This window comes from Salipiger bermudensis, assembly GCF_017309175.1.
Taxonomy (GTDB): domain Bacteria; phylum Pseudomonadota; class Alphaproteobacteria; order Rhodobacterales; family Rhodobacteraceae; genus Salipiger; species Salipiger bermudensis.
On record NZ_JAEKJV010000007.1, the window covers coordinates 109,379 to 126,639 of the forward strand.

22 protein-coding genes are annotated in these 17,261 nt (G+C 66.0%); 15 read left to right on the plus strand and 7 right to left on the minus strand.

Features of this window, described 5'->3' with window-relative positions; all coding sequences use genetic code 11:
- Positions 1-947 precede the first annotated feature (947 nt).
- Positions 948-2,264, minus strand: a complete 1,317-nt coding sequence (locus JF542_RS11270; RefSeq protein WP_207075911.1) for an MFS transporter — start codon at positions 2,262-2,264, stop codon at positions 948-950.
- Positions 2,265-2,271: 7 nt separating this feature from the next.
- Positions 2,272-2,523 (minus strand): metal-sensing transcriptional repressor, encoded by a 252-nt coding sequence (locus JF542_RS11275; RefSeq protein ID WP_207076013.1) that lies wholly within the window; start codon positions 2,521-2,523, stop codon positions 2,272-2,274.
- Positions 2,524-2,577: 54 nt separating this feature from the next.
- Between JF542_RS11275 and JF542_RS11280 the strand changes: the two genes are divergently transcribed.
- Genes JF542_RS11280 through JF542_RS11295 form a run of 4 tightly spaced genes read left to right on the plus strand, consistent with a single transcriptional unit; the run spans position 2,578 to position 4,749 of the window.
- Positions 2,578-2,931, plus strand: coding sequence for a hypothetical protein (locus JF542_RS11280; RefSeq protein ID WP_207075912.1), 354 nt, complete (start codon positions 2,578-2,580; stop codon positions 2,929-2,931).
- Between the two features lie 42 nt (positions 2,932-2,973).
- A complete protein-coding gene (locus tag JF542_RS11285) occupies positions 2,974-3,666 on the plus strand; it encodes a HupE/UreJ family protein (protein WP_207075913.1) in 693 nt (230 codons plus the stop codon).
- 23 nt (positions 3,667-3,689) lie between these two features.
- The gene (locus tag JF542_RS11290; protein ID WP_207075914.1) at positions 3,690-4,319 is read left to right on the plus strand and encodes a transmembrane anchor protein; all 630 of its coding nucleotides are present in this window, start codon (positions 3,690-3,692) and stop codon (positions 4,317-4,319) included.
- A 52-nt stretch (positions 4,320-4,371) separates the two neighbouring features.
- The gene (locus JF542_RS11295; protein ID WP_207075915.1) at positions 4,372-4,749 is read left to right on the plus strand and encodes a DUF6488 family protein; all 378 of its coding nucleotides are present in this window, start codon (positions 4,372-4,374) and stop codon (positions 4,747-4,749) included.
- A 30-nt stretch (positions 4,750-4,779) separates the two neighbouring features.
- Here the strand turns inward: JF542_RS11295 and JF542_RS11300 are convergent, their stop codons facing one another.
- Positions 4,780-4,965: a hypothetical protein gene (locus tag JF542_RS11300; RefSeq protein ID WP_207076021.1), complete on the minus strand. Its 186-nt coding sequence runs from the start codon at positions 4,963-4,965 to the stop codon at positions 4,780-4,782.
- Positions 4,966-4,969: 4 nt separating this feature from the next.
- Positions 4,970-5,371, minus strand: coding sequence for an XRE family transcriptional regulator (locus tag JF542_RS11305; RefSeq protein ID WP_207075916.1), 402 nt, complete (start codon positions 5,369-5,371; stop codon positions 4,970-4,972).
- A gap of 874 nt (positions 5,372-6,245) precedes the next feature.
- Here JF542_RS11305 and JF542_RS11310 point away from each other — a divergent pair.
- From JF542_RS11310 to JF542_RS11325, 4 genes are all read left to right on the plus strand, one after another.
- Positions 6,246-7,187: a sulfurtransferase gene (locus JF542_RS11310; RefSeq protein ID WP_207075917.1), complete on the plus strand. Its 942-nt coding sequence runs from the start codon at positions 6,246-6,248 to the stop codon at positions 7,185-7,187.
- Positions 7,184-8,320, plus strand: a complete 1,137-nt coding sequence (locus tag JF542_RS11315; protein WP_207075918.1) for a YeeE/YedE family protein — start codon at positions 7,184-7,186, stop codon at positions 8,318-8,320. The genes JF542_RS11310 and JF542_RS11315 overlap by 4 nt, the downstream gene beginning before the upstream one ends.
- The gene (locus JF542_RS11320; RefSeq protein WP_007794249.1) at positions 8,317-8,481 is read left to right on the plus strand and encodes a hypothetical protein; all 165 of its coding nucleotides are present in this window, start codon (positions 8,317-8,319) and stop codon (positions 8,479-8,481) included. Before JF542_RS11315 ends, JF542_RS11320 begins: the two co-directional genes overlap by 4 nt.
- A 164-nt stretch (positions 8,482-8,645) precedes the next feature.
- On the plus strand, positions 8,646-8,954 hold the full coding sequence (locus JF542_RS11325; RefSeq protein WP_207075919.1) for a hypothetical protein: 309 nt from the start codon (positions 8,646-8,648) through the stop codon (positions 8,952-8,954).
- Between the two features lie 7 nt (positions 8,955-8,961).
- Here JF542_RS11325 and JF542_RS11330 read toward each other — a convergent pair whose 3' ends face one another.
- Both JF542_RS11330 and JF542_RS11335 read right to left on the minus strand, forming a co-directional pair.
- Positions 8,962-9,630, minus strand: a complete 669-nt coding sequence (locus JF542_RS11330) for an anti-sigma factor domain-containing protein (protein WP_207075920.1) — start codon at positions 9,628-9,630, stop codon at positions 8,962-8,964.
- Entirely contained in the window at positions 9,627-10,172 is a 546-nt protein-coding gene (locus JF542_RS11335) for a sigma-70 family RNA polymerase sigma factor (RefSeq protein ID WP_207075921.1), read from the minus strand. The genes JF542_RS11330 and JF542_RS11335 overlap by 4 nt, the downstream gene beginning before the upstream one ends.
- 116 nt (positions 10,173-10,288) lie before the next feature.
- Here JF542_RS11335 and JF542_RS11340 point away from each other — a divergent pair, with 116 nt between their 5' ends.
- The 5 genes from JF542_RS11340 to JF542_RS11360 are packed head-to-tail and all read left to right on the plus strand — an operon-like array spanning position 10,289 to position 14,968.
- Positions 10,289-11,581: an NAD(P)/FAD-dependent oxidoreductase gene (locus JF542_RS11340; RefSeq protein ID WP_207075922.1), complete on the plus strand. Its 1,293-nt coding sequence runs from the start codon at positions 10,289-10,291 to the stop codon at positions 11,579-11,581.
- Positions 11,578-12,366, plus strand: a complete 789-nt coding sequence (locus JF542_RS11345) for a DUF1365 domain-containing protein (RefSeq protein ID WP_207075923.1) — start codon at positions 11,578-11,580, stop codon at positions 12,364-12,366. Before JF542_RS11340 ends, JF542_RS11345 begins: the two co-directional genes overlap by 4 nt.
- A complete protein-coding gene (locus JF542_RS11350; protein WP_207075924.1) occupies positions 12,359-13,531 on the plus strand; it encodes an SAM-dependent methyltransferase in 1,173 nt (390 codons plus the stop codon). The genes JF542_RS11345 and JF542_RS11350 overlap by 8 nt, the downstream gene beginning before the upstream one ends.
- Positions 13,524-14,267, plus strand: a complete 744-nt coding sequence (locus JF542_RS11355; RefSeq protein ID WP_242533714.1) for an SDR family NAD(P)-dependent oxidoreductase — start codon at positions 13,524-13,526, stop codon at positions 14,265-14,267. Before JF542_RS11350 ends, JF542_RS11355 begins: the two co-directional genes overlap by 8 nt.
- A complete protein-coding gene (locus tag JF542_RS11360) occupies positions 14,264-14,968 on the plus strand; it encodes a hypothetical protein (RefSeq protein WP_207075925.1) in 705 nt (234 codons plus the stop codon). Before JF542_RS11355 ends, JF542_RS11360 begins: the two co-directional genes overlap by 4 nt.
- Positions 14,969-14,976: 8 nt before the next feature.
- On the opposite strand, the gene JF542_RS11365 is transcribed toward JF542_RS11360, so the two are convergent.
- Positions 14,977-15,378 carry a DUF2177 family protein gene (locus tag JF542_RS11365; RefSeq protein WP_207075926.1) on the minus strand — a complete coding sequence of 134 codons (402 nt, stop codon included), beginning with the start codon at positions 15,376-15,378 and terminating at the stop codon, positions 14,977-14,979.
- Positions 15,379-15,559: 181 nt separating this feature from the next.
- Between JF542_RS11365 and JF542_RS11370 the strand changes: the two genes are divergently transcribed.
- Both JF542_RS11370 and JF542_RS11375 read left to right on the plus strand, forming a co-directional pair.
- A complete protein-coding gene (locus JF542_RS11370) occupies positions 15,560-15,712 on the plus strand; it encodes a DUF2256 domain-containing protein (RefSeq protein ID WP_207075927.1) in 153 nt (50 codons plus the stop codon).
- The gene (locus JF542_RS11375) at positions 15,709-17,241 is read left to right on the plus strand and encodes a cryptochrome/photolyase family protein (RefSeq protein ID WP_207075928.1); all 1,533 of its coding nucleotides are present in this window, start codon (positions 15,709-15,711) and stop codon (positions 17,239-17,241) included. The genes JF542_RS11370 and JF542_RS11375 overlap by 4 nt, the downstream gene beginning before the upstream one ends.
- The last annotated feature ends 20 nt before the right edge of the window (positions 17,242-17,261 follow it).

Genomic DNA, 17,261 nt, shown 5'->3' on the forward strand with positions numbered 1-17,261 from the left:
CATGTAGCTAGAGAGCATTATAGCAAGCAGAGAGCTGGATTGATGGAGATGCGTGCGATTTCCTATCCGAGCCCCCTTAGGATCCCACATCGCTCCGGAGGTCGTGCGCTTTCCTTAGGGTAGATGGCGTCTGTGTCTCGTTGCTCTTGAGGGGCTGGTCAAGGTGGAGGTGCCGCGATCGCCGTCTACGAAGAGCTGGCCGCGGTTCGCGTCATCCCAGCCCTCCTTTGGACGATCCAGGTCCATCGTCTCCATATGGTCTCCCAAGACATGCGGGACATCCGGTCTTGAGATGGCAGAGTAGCGCATCACACTGGTGCCGCTTCAAGTGCAGCAGCTCGGACGCAGTGCGGCACGATCAACAGGTGCACAGGCGCTCTCTGCGCCGTCCTGAGTGCGTTCCTCATAGTTGTCGCTCGATCAGGCCTACGAGATGTAAGGGGCGCGCCTGGCGCGCTCCTCCGCCAGCCCCTTGTTTTTATGGTTCCGTAGGTCCAGACCCTTACATTCTTCAGCCGAAAACCCGTTTTCGCAGCTACTTTTGTCAGGATAGCGCAAGGTTAGTGTAAGGGTCCGGAGGTGATTTTCGGGTTCGGAGAGGATTCTCGCGCCCGTTTTCGGTCTGCGACCGTGTCCGAGGTAAGGGTTTGTCAGGGTAATGTAAGGGTCGTGCAGGGATCCGGCGAAAACGCCGAGCTTGAGCCAATTCATGCCTATAAGACGCTGTGCATTCGCCAGCCTGAGAGTGCGTCAGGCGCACTACTCGACGACATCAGGAACGGGTCGGTTCACATACGCTAACCTGACCTCTGATCTCTATGCGCGCTTCCAAGCGTTGGTGAGGGACTCTGGAATGGCGGACGAGCGGAAGCTCTCTATGAAGCGAACGAAGACCCGGTTCTACTGCCAAGCCGTTTTCTAGGTCATGGCATTTGGATCCTGACGGCTCAAGCAGTCGGCCAGTGGCGATGGATGTCGTCGATCACGTATGCATGGCGATGCTGCCGATGGCCCTGCAGGTGAGGATGGTCCGGAGGAAGGTCTTCGTGACTGTGTTCAACCTCGCTCGGATCACCGGCAGGCCAGAGGCGTAGCGCAGCTATGATCCCCATGCTGGCCAGTGCCGCCAGAGTGAGTAGCGCCGTGACCGTGCCGAAGGCTGTCATGAGCCAGCCCGAAAGCGGGTATCCGACCAGCCAGCATGCGTGGCTCAGAGCGAACTGGGCGGCGAAGAGGGCCGGACGGTCCTCGGCATGGGCAGAGCGGCGCAGGAGTCGGCCCGAGGGCGTCTGCACGGCGGAGTAGCCCATGCCCACCACGAGCCAGACCAAAAGAAGCAAGGGCCAAGAGAGGCCGACCGTCATGACGACTAGCGCGAGCAGGACAAGCGCGGCCACCATCGCCCAGGCGGCCGTAATCATAACCGGACGATCCGCGACCTTGTCCAGCAGCCGCGGCAAGGCGAGCGCTGACATCATCGAGCCTGCCCCGAAGGCAAAGAGGGTCCAGGCCAATGCGCTCTCGCCCAGCCCGAGTTCCGAGCGCACCAAAACAACGGAGTTGACCAGGACCATCGCCCCGGCGCTGGCTACTGCCAGGTTCAGGCCCATCAGCCCACGCAGGCGCGGGGTCGCGAGGTAGATACGGATGCCGCGCGTGGTGCGGTCGTAGATGCCGCGCGGCTCCGACGCTTTCGGGCTGGGGAGCATCACCGAGACGACCAGCAGCGCCGAGGCGAGAAAGCCGATGGCGGTGCCGACGAACAGCGTTCCCGACGCCATCACCAACAGAAGCAGGGCCGCAAGCGTCGGCGAAATGATGTTCTCGAGATCATAGGCGAGGCGGGACAGCGACAGGGCTCGCGTATAGCGCGCCTCCTCCGGCAGAACGTCGGGAATCGTGGCCTGAAAGGTCGGGGTGAACGCCGCGGAGGCCGATTGCAGCACGAAAATCAGAAGGTAGACCTGCCAGACCTCTGTCACGAAGGGCAGACAGACCGCACAGGCGGCACGGACGAGGTCCAGCATCACCAGCAGGCGCCGCCGGTTGACCCTGTCTGCAAAGGCTCCGGCAATCGGAGCGATGCCGACATAGGCCACCATCTTGATCGTGAAGACGGTGCCCAGCACCATCGCGGCGCCGTCCCCGGCGAAATCGTAGGCCAGCAGGCCGAGCGCGACGGTCGCCAGTCCCGTCCCCAGAAGCGCAACGACCTGCGCCAGGAAGAGATGCCGGTAGGTGCGGTCGCGCAGGATGTCGAACATGGGGTCCTCAGAGGTAGCGAGAGATCGCCTTCAGGTCTTCGCGGTCATGCTCGCCGTCGAGGCAGTGGTCCATGTGGTCATGGATCAGCGCCTGCTTGGCGTTGCGAATGGCGCTTTCGACCGCTTGCAACTGTTGCGCCACGTCGAGGCAGGGGCGCCCCTCCTCGATCATCGCGACGACCGAGCGAAGGTGCCCTTCGGCGCGTTTCAGCCGGGATACGACCTTGGGGTGACTTGCGTGACGATGCGGTTCTGTCATACCCATTGGCTAACCTCCCCCGGGGGATACTGCAAGCGGCATGAGGGGCGACGCATGGCGGCAACACGGACAGCTTGGACAGGGCGCCTGACTGCGCTTCTGTGCGCACTGGCGCTGAGCCTCGCCACTGCCCTGCCCACGCCGCACGTGCCCCGCCTGATGCAGGTTCTGACCGATCATGCCGAGATGGTCGCCGAGCACGGCCACTCGCACGGGTTGGAGGACGACATCGCTTGGGCGCTGCATGGCCATAGCCACGAGAAGATGGATCACGACCATTCCGTGGCCGTGCTGCCCGAGCATCGCTTCGATGTCACGGCGCTGGAAGTCGACGTGCTCTGGCATACGCCCGACGCCGGGTATCAGCCACCGCCGGTCCATCGCCAGTTGCGTCCGCCAAGAGCCTGATCCTGCAGGATCAGAGTTTCAAGGACACAATCGGAGTATCACATGACATCCCGTCTCACGGGCTGGCGCGTCGCGCTGCCCATCGTCCTGCTGGCCCTTGCCACGCAGGCTGCTGCCCACAACGTCACGGAAGGTGACGCGGGCTACATCCAGGAGATCTGGGGGGTGCACCTCATCCCCTTCCTCTATCTTGGCGCCAAGCACATGGTGACCGGCTACGACCACATCCTGTTCCTGCTGGGCGTGGTCTTCTTCCTCTACAAGATGAAGGACGTGGCGATCTACGTCAGCCTCTTCGCCTTCGGTCACTCGTCGACCATGCTGCTCGGCGTCTGGTTCGGCTGGGGCATCAACAGCTACATCGTCGATGCGATCATCGGCCTGTCTGTGGTCTATAAAGCGCTCGACAACCTCGGCGCCTACCAGCGCTGGTTCGGCGTCCAGCCGAACACCAAGATCGCCACGCTGATCTTTGGCTTCTTCCACGGCACGGGTCTCGCAACGAAGATCTTGCAATACGAGATCGCCTCTGACGGGCTCCTGCCCAACCTTCTGGCGTTCAACGTGGGCGTCGAGATCGGCCAGATCCTGGCGCTCGCGGTGATCCTGATCGTCATGGGCTACTGGCGCCGCTCGGAACGCTTCATGACCCAGGCCTACAGCTTCAACGTGGTGATGATGTCCATGGGCTTCATCCTGATGGGCTACCAGATCACCGGCTATTTCGTCGCCTGACCCTCAGACATAGGAGACACGACATGTTCAATTCCAACCGCCCCTCGCTCGAAGAGCTCCCCTCCAGCGCGCAGCTTCTGAAATCCACGGCCATCGCGGCCGCCTCCGCCGTGGCGATCCTCGTGACCGTGGTGCTGCCGGCCGAATACAACATCGACCCGACCGGCGTGGGTGGACTGCTGGGCCTCGCCGAGATGGGCGAGATCAAGCAGCAGCTCGCCGCAGAAGCCGAGGCAGACCGACAGATGGACGCCGGCGTCGAAGAGCAGTCCTCGCTGCTCAACGACATCTTCGGGCTCTTTGTGGGCTCCGCCGCTGCGCAGGAGGCCGCCGCCGAGGAATGGCGCGACGAGATCAGCTTTACGCTCGAGCCCGGCGAACACGCCGAATGGAAGCTCTCGATGACCGAGGGCCAGACGGTGTTCTACCGCATGACCGTGACCGGCGGCCGGGTGAACTTCGACATGCATGGCCATGGTAACGGCGCGAACGCGACCTACGAGAAGGCGCGCGGCTCTACCGGCTCCGAAGGCCCGCTGGTGGCGCAGTTCGACGGCGATCATGGCTGGTTCTGGCGCAATCGCGACAATGCCGATGTGACGGTGACGCTGCAGCTCCGCGGCGATTACCAGGAACTGAAGGACGAGACCTGAGACCGATGCCGGGGCCCAATGCGGGCCCCGGTTTACTTTGAAGGGAATACCCATGCTCAAACAGATCGGCCTGACGCTCGGCCTGACCCTCCTTGTCAGCCAGGCCTCTGCGCACTCCGAGGGCCACGGCACAATCGAGCCCGACGAAGCGCTCATCGCTGCGGTCAACGCCGCCGGCTTCTTCTCGATCCACGAGGTCGAACGCGACTGGAGCCCGCTTTCGCAGAGCTGGGCCGGGCTGCCGAAATCCGCCGCCACGATCCTCGCGGAAGTCGACGGCTACTTTGTGGTCTCGGTCGCGAACGACCAGGAAGAGCGAACGCTCTACGTTCTCGTTGCCGGAGACGGCGGCATCATTGACGCCAACTTCACCGGCACCTTTCCTTATGTCTGGGACCTGCAGAAGGATGGCGTCGTGACAGGCGAGTAGGCTCCACGCTCGCCGTGAAGGCAATGTCGGTCAGCGGTGGCAGGAAAGACCACCCTTGGTCTGACGCCGCGCATGTGCCGGTCGGTTTGGCGCACAGAGGCGCCGCAGGAGCTGCACACGACGCAAAGTGGGTGCGGGGTCACGCCCATCGGCGATGTCGCGCAGGAAGTGCAGCCAGGCGCGCTCGTTCGGGGTCATCTCTTCGTCCTCGTGCATGGTCTTACTTCCCGAACATCGTCCGGAGGGCAGCACGCGATCTTGTCGTGAGCCGGGGGTCAGTGTGGTCAGAAAGCTCGCGGATCGCCTCGACCCAGCCCAGCTCATTTGCACTGACCGGCGTGCCGAGGATCTCGAAGATCGCCTGGGCGGCGGTGTCTCCTTCTGCCTGCTCAAGGGCCAGTCGCATGAGGTAGGCAGGATCGCAGTCCAAGGCCTTCGCCATGGACGGCACGCGGTCGATGGCAAGCTTGCTGGAGCCCTGCTTTATTATTGTCAGCATATTAGGGTTCTGGAAACCCGCCTCGCTCGCGATCTGCTGCTGGGACTTCACGGGCTTGAGCTCAAGCACCCGGCGTTCGACATACTTTGCCAGCCGAGTGTTTTCGTGGGGTCTCTTGGTCATCGTCATTGTCCTCGATGTGACGCAGCATGCGCTGCACATCTTCGTTATAGCGACGGCTCGAGAAGGGCTTTGTGGAGGGAAAGACACTCTTGTCTTTTCGGATCTTGTGGTGATTTTCGTGCCGGAGATGTTGAGGTTTCACCGTGCCGGGCGTGTAGCATCTGTTCTCGCCGCGGCGTCTCGAATCAGCGCACCGCTAAGCGGGCAGGTGGTAGACAGTTCCCTTCGGTTCAATGAACCTGTCGAGCGCGAAGTTCATTGGTTTGTTGGTGCTGAGGCGAAGGAAGACAGCGCTCGCTTGGCTAGAAATCAATGGGTTGGGGCACAACCCCGATTTTCGGGAGGCAGGGGCCGGAGGTTCGAATCCTCTCACTCCGACCAATGAAACAAGGCGCCCCTCGGGGCGCCTTTTTCGTTTGCCCAATAATGTTGTCGCGGACGGTGCGACGGGCTCAGGCGGGCATCACCGTGGCCAGCGCCGCCATCCCCAGCGCGATCCGAGGGGTGGCGGGGCGGTTGTCCGGCCGGGGTGGGCGAGCGCGGTCGGGGGCTGCGGCGAATGGCCCGCGAATCGTCGATGCCTGCGGATGGCGTGCATTGCCTGCTCGGAGCAACCTTGTCCCAGCATGCGGGCGGGGAGGATTTCCCGCCACCGGGGAACATTGTCGCACGAAAAGAACAGATTTACGTATTGTGGTGCGAGCGTGGGAAGGTATCCTCCAAATGCCGCGCCGCTTGCGCCCTGTCCTGCGGAGCGCCGCGCCGCGGGATCTTTGTTCCCGGCGGTCGTCCTCGCAACAGCCGCTTCGCCCTTGCGACAGGCTCGCGTTGCGCCAAGTAAGGGGCAAGTTTCAGCGAAAGGGGACACTCCGCGATGAACACCCGAATTCTTGGCATTGCTGCCACCGCAACCGCCCTCATGACCTCCTCCGCCCTTGCCGCACCGCTTGGCCCGCTGGTCACCGCGCCCGAGCTCGACGCCGCGCTGCAGTCGGATGACGCGCCGCTGGTGCTCGACATCCGCGGCGAGGCCTATGAGGAGGGCCATATCGAGGGCGCCCTTTCGGCCCCGTATGGTCTGTTCCGCGGCCCGGCCGACAATCCCGGTCAGATCGTGCCGGTCGACCAGCTCGAGACCACCTACGAATCGCTGGGCCTCGAACCGGGCGAGCCGGTGGTGATCGTCACCCAGGGCGCCACCGACACCGAATTCGGCGCCGCCGCCCGCGTCTACTGGACCCTGAAGAGCTCGGGCTTCACCGAGCTGTCGATCCTCAATGGTGGCGCGCAGGCCTGGGCCAATGCCGGTCTGCCGGTCTCGACCGAGGCGGTCGATCCGCAGCCGACCGAGCTGTCGATCAGCTGGGACGACACCTGGACCGCCGACACCGAAGAGGTCACCGCCGTGGTCGAGGGCACCGGAGACGCGGTGCTGGTCGATTCGCGCCCCGAGGATTTCTTCCTCGGCAAGAAGGCGCATGGCGCCGCCGAGAAGCCCGGCACGCTGCCGGGCGCGGTCAACTACCCCTACACCCGCTTCTTCCAGTCCGGCGCCACCGCCATCGGCCAGGTGACCGACGCGACCGAGCTGCGTGATGCGCTCGGCCTGAGCGGCGAAGAAGAGGTCGTGTCGTTCTGCAATACCGGCCACTGGGCGGCGACCAACTGGTTCGCGCTGAGCGAGCTGGCGCAGCTCGAGGACGTCAAGCTCTACCCCGGCTCGATGGTGGAATACTCCAAGACCGGCGGTGAGATGGCCAATGCGCCGGGCCTGATCCGCAATCTGCTGAACCAGTTCATGGGCAGCAACGGATGAGCCAGGCGGTAACTCCTGACACCCCGGCGGCCGCCGCCGGGGGATGGTCGAAACGCGCCGGGCTGCTGCTCGGCGCGCTTGTCGTTGTGGCGATGGTCAGCCTCTTCGCCGGGGCGCGCTACGGCATGCTGCTGGCCATCGGGCTCGGCTTCGGCATCGCGCTCGAGGGCATGCGCTTCGGCTTTGCCGGCCCGTGGCGGGCGATGATCCTGCGCCGCGAGCCCTCGGGGGTGATCGCGCAGCTTCTGTCCATCGCGCTGGTCGCGGTGGTGGCGATCCCGCTGCTGGCGAGCCATCCCGGCGAGCTGGTCGGCGCGCAGGCTCCGGTGGGCTTTGCGATGATCGGTGGCGCTTTCGTCTTTGGCGCCTGCATGCAGATCGTGCTGGGCTGCGGCTCGGGCACGCTGGTCAATGCCGGCAGCGGCAACCCGGTGAGCCTCTTGGCGCTGCCGTTCTTCGCGCTGGGCAGCTTTGCCGGGGCGTGGAACCTGATCTGGTGGACCGATCTCGGCGCGCTGCCGATCATCACCTTCGGCGGCACCTCGGGGCTGATCCTCACGCTGGTGCTGATCGCGCTGGCCGTGGGCCTGTTCCTGTGGCGCGCGGCGCCCGGAGCGGTGAAGCTGAGCCGCCGCCACGCCATCGCGGCGCTGGTGCTCGCGGCGCTGGCGATCGGCAATCTCGTGGTCGCGGGCCAGCCCTGGGGCGTGGTCTACGGGCTCGGCCTCTGGGCCGCCAAGGGCTTCTCGGCGCTGGGCGGAAACCTCTCGGCCTCGGCGTTCTGGAGCGCGGCCGGTTCGATGGAGCGGGTGCAGTCGAGTCTGCTGACCGATTATACCTCGCTGACCAATATCGGCATTATCGCCGGCGCCTTCGGCGTGGCGGCCTGGCGGCGCGGCGCGCTGTCGGCGGCGCTGCCGGGCTATCCGGCCCGGGCCTGGGTGGCGACGGTGGTGGCGGGCTTCCTGCTCGGCTACTCGTCGCGGCTGGCCTTCGGCTGCAACGTTGGGGCGTTCTTCTCGGGCATCTCGACCGGCAGCCTGCACGGCTGGGTGTGGTTCGTGGCAGCGTTCTGCGGCGCGTTCTACGGCATCAAGCTGCGGCCGATCCTGGGGCTGGAGGCGCGGACATGACCCGCGCTTTCACCGCGTCCCTGTCGCTGGTGTTCATCGTGGCGCTGGTCGGGTTCGATCTGGCGACCTCGGACTTGAATCCCTACCAGGCACCCGCCGCCTTCGCCCTCGGCTCAGGAGCCGTGGCCTCCGGCGGTTTCTGCGGGGCGTTGCCGAACTGATCTGTGGAGACCGGCGGCCTCGGCGCGCCGGTCTTTTGCCCGCGATGTCCCGGGCGGAGAGCGTGGCGGCCTCGGGTCCGTGTTCCGGGCCTTCACACCTCAGGGTTGACTCGACTCGGGGGATCGATGCTCCTGACTGAAGATTTCAGCAGGATTTTCGATCAATGAACTTCGCACGTCTTGGCTTCGTCGCGGGGCTCGCTGGAGCCCTCCTCCTCCAGCCCGCCATTGCCCAGCAGGGCCGACCGCCGCCCAAGCCCAACGATCCCGATGACTTCGTGCGCTACATCTTCGAGGTGAATGCCTGCGTGCTGACGGAGGCGCAGATCTTCGAGATCTACCAGCAGGCGGGCCATGGCCTTATGGGGGCCAACAACGCGGTGATCGCGGTCTCGAACCGCGAGGATATCGAGGTGCTGAGCCGCGAGCCCTTCACCTATCACTACTACGGCTCGGAGTATTGCAGCTTCTGAGCCGGTCTCAGATCCGGCGCAACGCCGCCAGCGCCACCACCGGGCCGGTCGCGACGCCGCCGGGGGCGTCGCCGGCGGGTTCGTCGGTGATCGCCAGCGTGGCGTTGAGCATCAGCGGGCGAAGGTCCTCCGGGATCGGCATCGCCGCCTGACCTGCCTCCGGCATCACACCGAGCGAGATCGGCGCCGCCTCTCCGGCGATCAGCCAGAGCTCGAAATCACGGCCCTCGGGCGGGGCCTCGCCACCGACCGAGACGCGCATCTCGCCACGGTCTTCGTCGTAGAGCGCCGCCAGCCGCACCGAGCCGTCCTCGGAGACCATGTCGGAAACCCACATCGGCCCCGGCCCGGGCGCAAGCGGCGCACCGAACCACAGCACCGCCGCCAGCATCGCCGTCGAGAGCGCCCCGGCGGCAGCGATCCAACGCCATGGCGACGGGCGCGGGCTCTCCGCAAACAGCCGCCCTTCCAGTCCGCGCCAGAGCGCCGCGGGCGGTGCGACCGGCGCCAGGGCATCGTTGAGAGGATCGAGCCGGGCCTCCCACAGCGCCACCTCGGCGGCAAAGACCGCATCGCGCCCGATCCGTGCCGCCACCGTGTCACGGGTGGCGTGATCCAGCGTGCCGAGCGCGTATTCCCCGGCAAGGGCGATGTCGTCTGTCGAAAGGTCGGTCACGGCGAGAGGCAATTCCGCAGCTGGATCAGGCTGCGGCGCAGCCAGCTTCGCATGGTGTTGAGCGGGACCGAGTAGCGCTCGGAAAGCTCGAGATAACTTTCGCCCTCGACATAGGCAAGCCGCACCGCCTCGGCCCGTTCGGGCATCAGCCCCTCCATGCAGCCCTCGATGCGGCGGCCCTCGGAGCTGGTGATCGCGGTGGCCTCGGGGTCGGGGCCGGGATCGGCGATCTGCTCGGCAGCATCAAGCGTGTAGGAGCCGCTCCGCAGCGCCCGCAGCCGGTCGATGGCGTGGTTGCGCGTCACGGTGTTGAGCCAGGCGGCGGGGCTCGCGAGGTCCGGCGCGAAGCGGTCGGCGCCGTGCCAGATCTTGACGAAGACCTCTTGCAGCGCGTCCTCGGCCTCGCGGCGGTCCTTCAGCAAGCTGAGGCATATGGCGAAAAGCTTGGGCGAGGCGGCCTCGTAAAGCGCCTTGAACGCGCTGCGGTCGCGCAGGGCGACGCGGGCCAGCAGGTCGGCGAGGTCGGCCGCTTGGGTGCTCATGTCGGGCGTCAGGCTCCTTGCGAGGTTTTTTCGCCGGAAGTGAAACTTTTCTCACGCCCGCTCCGTCTCTTACTGCGTGACCATGACAAAGCGAGGCGAGTGTGACAAGCGCAGGCATGAAAACCGCCGTGATCGGCAGCGGCATCTCGGGATTGGCCACCGCGTGGCTGCTGGGGCCGCACCAGGATGTGACCCTTTTCGAGGCTGACGCGCGGCCCGGCGGCCATGCCCGCACGGCCGAGGTTGACGGGGTCTCGGTCGATACCGGCTTCATCGTCTGCAACCGGCGCACCTATCCGCTGTTCATTCCGCTGCTCGAGCATCTGGGCGTCGAGCTCGCGCCAAGCGACATGAGCTTTGCGGCGAGCTTCGGCGGCGGCAAGCTGGAATACGGGACCACCCGCACGCTCGACCTCTTTGCCCAACCGCGCCGGCTGGCCGACCCGTCGCACTGGCGGATGATCCGCGACACCCTGCGCTTCTTCAAGGGCGCGCCCGATCACGTCGAACCCGGCACCAGCATCGGGGAGCTGATCGCCAAGATGGGGCTGGGGGCTGAGTTCCGCGACCGCTTCCTGATGCCGATCTCGGGCGCGATCTGGTCGACCCCGACGCAGGACATGCTCGATTTCCCGGCCGAGAGCTTCGTGCGTTTCTTCGAGAACCACGGCCTGCTGACCGTCAACGACCAGCCGAAATGGCTGACCGTGAAGGGCGGCTGCGCGCGCTATGTCGAGGCGATCCTCAAGGCCACGAAAGCGGATCTGCGGCTCGGCTGCCCGGTCTGGCAGGTGCGTCGCGATGGCGATGGCGTGACCGTGACCAGCGCGCGCGGCGAAGAGCGTTTCGACCGGGTGGTGATGGCGACCCATGCGCCGCAGAGCTTCGAGATGCTCGACCGGCCCGACCCGCAGGAGCGCGCCATCCTGAGCGCCTTCCGCACCGAGCCCAACCGCATGGTGCTGCATTCCGACACCAGGCTGATGCCGCGCACGCGCAAGATCTGGTCGTCGTGGAACTATGTCACCGAGGCCGAGCAGATGCTCACCGACCGCCCGATCAGCCTGTCCTACTGGATGAACCGGCTGCAGCCTCTGGGCACCGACACGCCGCTGATCGTGACGCTCAATCCCGAGATCGAGCCGGTGAACCTGCATGACGAGGCGGTTATGGACCACCCGCAATTCGATGCGGCCACGCTCTCGGCGCAGGCGCGCCTGTCCGAGATTCAGGGCCGGGGCGGGGTCTACTATGCCGGCGCGTGGACGCGCTACGGCTTCCACGAGGACGGCGTGCTCTCGGCGCTGCGGGTGGCGCAGGCGATGGGCATCGACTGGCCGCTCGGCGCCGATCCTTGGGGCGGCAGCGCGGCGGTCGAGACGGATGGAGCGCTGGAGGCGGCGGAATGACCGATCTCTGGCACGGCGCCTTGGTGGATTGCCGGATCTGGCATGCCCGCAAGGGCGATGTCGACCGGCAGTTCCGCTATCGCGCCAGCTACCTGGCGCTGCCGGTCGACGATTTCGAGGACGGTCGGCTGCCGATCCGTCCCGACCGGCGCGGGCTCTGGTCGGTGCGGCCACGCGACTACGGTCACCGCGATGGCGCCTCCATGGTGACGTTCATCCGCGAGCAGCTCGCGCCGGTGGCGCTGGCGCATTGCGAGGTCACGGTGGTCACCATGCCGCGCTCGCCTCTCTACGGCTTCAACCCGGTGAGCTTCTGGCTGGCGCGTGACCACAAGGGCCTGCGCGCGGTGCTGGCTGAGGTGTCCAACACCTTCGGAGAGCGGCATTTCTATCTCTGCCACCACCCCGACAATCGCCCCATCTCGCGCTCGGACCGGATCACCGGGCGGAAGCTCTTCCACGTGTCGCCCTTCCTGCCGCGCGAGGGGCATTACGTCTTCCGCTTCGATCCCGGCCCGGACCGCTTCGGGGCCTGGGTCGACTGGATCGGCGAGGGCGGAGAGGTTAAGCTTCAGACCTCGATGAGCGGCCCGGCGCGGCCGCTGACCCGGCCCGCGCTGACCCGTGCCAAGTGGCGCCATGCCTTTCAGGCGCAGAAGGTGATCGCGCTGATCCATTGGCAGGCGCTGAAGCTTGTTCTCCGGGGCGTCCGCGTTATCTCGAAACCAGAACAGCTCGCGCAGCGAGGTTCGGAAGCGACAGGGGGTGCGGGGCACGATGTTTGAACGCCAGATTGAAAGCAAGCTGCTGAGTTGTCTCGACAAGGTCGAGTATGGCAGCCTCGCTCTGACCACGCCGGACGGCAAGGTTCGGCGCTTCGAGGGGCGCCAGCCGGGGCCGGCGGCGGACCTGACCATCCGCGACTGGCGCACCGTGCCGGCGGCGGCGGCCAAGGGTGATATCGGCCTGACCGAGGCCTATCGCGACGGCTGGTGCGACAGCGACGATCTCGCTGCCTTCCTGGTCTTCGGGCTGAAGAACGAGGAGGCGCTGGAGCCGTTCCTTTACGGCCACGCCTGGCAGTCGCTGCTGATCCGGGCGCTCTACCTCTTCAACCGCAACACCAAGCGCGGCTCGCGGCGCAACATCCAGGCGCATTACGATCTCGGAAACGATTTCTACAAGCTCTGGCTCGACGAGACGATGACCTATTCCTCGGCGATCTTTTCGCCCGAGGATGTCGGGACAGCCGACCCGCTGGTCGCGGGCCAGCACCGCAAGTACGACCGCATCCTCGAGGGGCTGGGCGCGGAATCGGGCCGGGTGCTCGAGATCGGCTGCGGCTGGGGCGGCTTTGCCGAGCGCGCCATGCAGCGCGGCGATTTTGCCCCGAAAGGCCTGACGCTGTCGCATGAGCAGGCCAGCTTCGCCCGAGAGCGTCTGGGGCGCGAGGCCGAGATCGTGCTGCAGGATTACCGCGACGAGTACGGGACCTTCGATCACGTGGTCTCGATCGAGATGTTCGAGGCGGTGGGGGAGCGCTACTGGCCGACCTATTTCGAGAAGGTCGCCCACGTGCTGAGCCAGAAAGGCCGGGCGATGATCCAGACCATCACCGTGGCGGACCGCTATTTCGACCGCTACCGCGCCGGCGGCGACATGATCCGCAGTTTCATCTTTCCCGGCGGCATGCTGCCCTCGCCGCCGGTTTTCGAATCGGTCGCCGGCAAGGCCGGGCTGCGGGTCGAGGACAACCACGCTTTCGGGCTCGACTACGCGCGCACCCTGCGCGACTGGCTCGACCGCTTCGACGCCAAGGTGACCGAGGTGCGCGGCCTCGGTTTCGACGATGGCTTCATCCGGGTCTGGCGCTTCTATCTCGCCGCCTGCATCGCCTCGTTCGAGACTGGCCGCACCAACGTGCATCAATACCGGCTGGCCCATGCCTGATCGCTCGACGTCCCCCCGCATCTGGATCATGGGCGCCTCGGACGGGATCGGCGCCGAACTGGCCCGCGCCTACGCCCGGCGCGGCGCAAAGCTGGTGCTGTCGGCGCGCTCTGAGGAACCTCTGCACAAGCTCGCCGACGAGATCGGCGGCGCCGAGGTGGTGACGGCCGATGTCTCGGACCTCGAAAGCCTGCAGGCGGCGGCAGACAAGATCGCCGAGGGCGGGCTGCTCGACAGTGCGATCACGCTGGCGGCGCTCTACGATCCCGGCAAGGTGATGGAGATCGATCCCGCGTTCGCCGCCAAGATCGTCACCGTGAACCTCACCGGCACCTTTCATTTCGCCCGTGTCGCCGAGCCGCTGCTGCGCGATGGCGGCGATCTGGTGCTGACGGGCTCGGTGGCGGGCTATATCGGCCTGCCGCAGGGCCAGATCTATTCCGCTTCCAAGGCCGGGGTGATCAACCTCGTGGAAAGCCTGCGCGCAGAGCTGGCCCCGAGGGTCAACGTGCGAATGATTTCGCCGGGCTTCGTCGACACCCGGCTGACCAAGAAGAACGACTTCGATATGCCGGCGGTGATCCAGCCCGACGACGCGGCGGGACGCATCGTCAAGGGGCTCGACGGCAAGCGTTTCGAGGTGCATTTTCCGCGCCGCCTGACCCTGTCGCTGAAGCTGATGCAGACGCTGCCCTACGCGCTCTCGATGCGGCTGACCCGCAAGCTGGTGCAATGAGGCGAGCGCTGGCGCCGCTGGTGCTGCTGCTGGCGATCGCCTTTGCCGTGTCGCCTGCCGTCACCGGGGGCTTCCCGGGGCTCTCGCCCACGCAGTTCCCGGTCGTGCAGTCGCGCTGGCCGGTGCAGCCGGTGGGCTGGGCGTTCTCGATCTGGGGCGTGATCTTTCTGCTGCTGATCGGCGGCGCGGCCTACGGTCTCTGGCGGCACCGCCTCGACCCCGCGTGGCAGGCGATGCGCGGGCCCTTGGCGGTGAGCCTCGGGCTCGGCATGTTCTGGGTCGCGGCCTCGAACTGGCAGCCGGTGCTGGCCACGGTTCTGATCATCTTCATGGCCGCAGCCGCCACCGAGGCGCTTCTGCGCGCCCCGCGCGCGTGGGCCGCGCGGCTTCCCGTCGGGCTTTACGCCGGCTGGCTGACGGCCGCCGCCGGCGTTGCGATGGGGGCGAGCCTCAGCGGCTACGGCGTGCTCTCGGCGCAGGCCGCGGCGCTGGTGCTGTTGTCGCTGCTCTTGGTGATCGCGGGCTTTGTGCTGTGGCTGCGCCCCTCGGCCCTGGCCTATGCCTTCGGCGTGGGCTGGGCCTATATGGGGGTGATCGTTGCCAATCTCGAGATCTCCAACACGCCGGTCATCGCGTTGGCGGCGGTGGGCATCGCGCTGGTGGTGGCGGTCCCGCTGCTGCGGCGCACGGGACCGGCCTGATGTTCCGCTCAGCCGTGGATCCAGCGGGTGATCATCAGCCCCGCCCAGGCCGAGCCACCGGTCAGCGCCGCGCCCCAGAGCGAGTCGACGATCACCTGGTTGTAGGTCCAGCCCCTGAGCGTCGCGAGGTTGGTGAACTCGTAGGTGCCGTAGCACATCAGCCCCAGCAGCGCGCCGCCGAGCAGCGCCTGCACCGGGCGACCGGCGCTCAGCGCCGGGGCCGAAACGAAATAGAGCAGGCCGACGATGTAGAAGGCGTAGAACATCGCCGCCGGGCCGAGCCGCAGCGGATCGGCGAGCATGTCGCCCACGTGACGCTCGAAGACAGGTTTGATGATCGTGGTGATGCCGATGATGTCGATCACCAGAAAGATGATCAGGGTCGAGGCGTAGAGGGTGACAAGATGCATGCGCGTTTCTCCTGCGGTTTCCCAAGGAACGAGTCGCAGGCGCGAAAAGTTGCGCGTTCGGTTGAGTGGCGCGGCAGCGCCGGAGGGCACGATGTCGAACGGGAGGATGGCATGGCGAAAGGTCTGATCCGGGGCGTCAGCGGCGGCGCCCGTGGTTCGGTGTCTGCGGAGGGCTGAGAGCATGGCGAAGATGCGCAAGAAGGCCGACCTGCCACAGAAGATCTGCGCCAGGTGCGGGCGCCCCTTCGCGTGGCGACGCAAATGGGCGCGGGACTGGGAGGCGGTGAAATACTGCTCCGACCGCTGCCGCACCGAGGCGAGGGCCGGCGCATGACCGAGACGCTGCGATTCGTGCTGGGCGATCAGCTGACGCGCTCGCTCTCCGCGCTGTCGGGTCTCGATTCCGAGGCCGACGTGGTGCTGATGGTCGAGGTCGGAGACGAGACCAGCTATGTCCGCCATCACCCGCAGAAGATCGCGCTGATCCTCTCGGCCATGCGCCACTTCGCCGAGGAGCTGCGCGAGAAGGGCGTGACCGTCGAGTACGTCAAGCTCGACGACACGGACAACACGCACACCTTCTCCGACGAGCTGGCCCGCGCAGTGAAGCGCCACAAGCCCAAGCGCATCGTCGCGACCGAGCCCGGGGAGTGGCGCGTCTGGGAGATGATGCGCGACTGGGAGAGCGATCTGGATCTGCCGGTGGAGATCCGCGCGGATGACCGGTTCTATTGCTCACGCGACGATTTCGCCAAGCTCGTCGACGACAACAAGACCGGTCGGATGGAGTATTTCTACCGCGAGATGCGCCGCCGGACGGGCCTCTTGATGGAGGAGGGCGAGCCGGCGGGCGGCGCGTGGAACTTCGACGAGGACAACCGCAAGTCACTGCCAAAGGGGCTCGAGACGCCGCATCGGATGCGGTTTCGCCCCGACGCGATCACTGAAGAGGTGCTCGAACTGGTCGCCGCCCGCTTCGACAATCATTTCGGCGATCTCGAAGGGTTCGGCTGGGCCGTCACCCGCGAGGAGGCGCTGCGGGCGCTGCGGCATTTCCTGAAGGAGTGCCTGCCCACCTTCGGCGACTACCAGGATGCCATGAAGACCGGCGAGGACTATCTGTTTCACGGGCTGATCTCGCCCTATCTCAATATCGGCCTGCTGACCGCTCACGAGGTCTGCGAGAAGGCGGCGCAGGCCTATGCCGATGGCGAGGCACCGCTCAACGCGGTCGAGGGCTTCGTGCGGCAGATCCTCGGCTGGCGCGAGTTCGTGCGCGGCATCTACTGGACCGAGATGCCGGACTACGTGGAGAGCAATTTCCTCAACGCCAAGCGCGACCTGCCGGCGATGTACTGGGGCGCCGAGACCGACATGCGCTGCATGTCGGAATGCATCGGCGCCACCCGGCGCAACGCCTATGCGCACCACATCCAGCGGCTGATGGTGACCGGCAACTTCGCCCTTCTGGCCGGTGTCGAGCCGCGCCAGATCGAGCAATGGTATCTCGAGGTCTATGCCGACGCCTTCGAATGGGTCGAGCTGCCCAACGTGCACGGGATGGTGATGCATGCGGATGGCGGGCGGCTGGGCTCGAAGCCCTATGCCGCCTCGGGCAGCTACATCAACCGCATGTCGGACTACTGCAAGAATTGCGAGTACAGCCTCAAGCAGAAGACCGGCAAGGAGGCCTGCCCCTTCAACTATCTCTACTGGAACTTCCTGATCGAGAACGAGGACAAGCTTGGCGACAATCACCGCATGGGGCTGATCTATGGCAGCCTGCGCAAGAAGAGCGAGGCCGAACGCGAGGAGATCACGCGCTCGGCCAAGGCCTTTCTCGATGGCGGCGACTGGCCCTGAGGGCGGCGCCGTTCAGGATC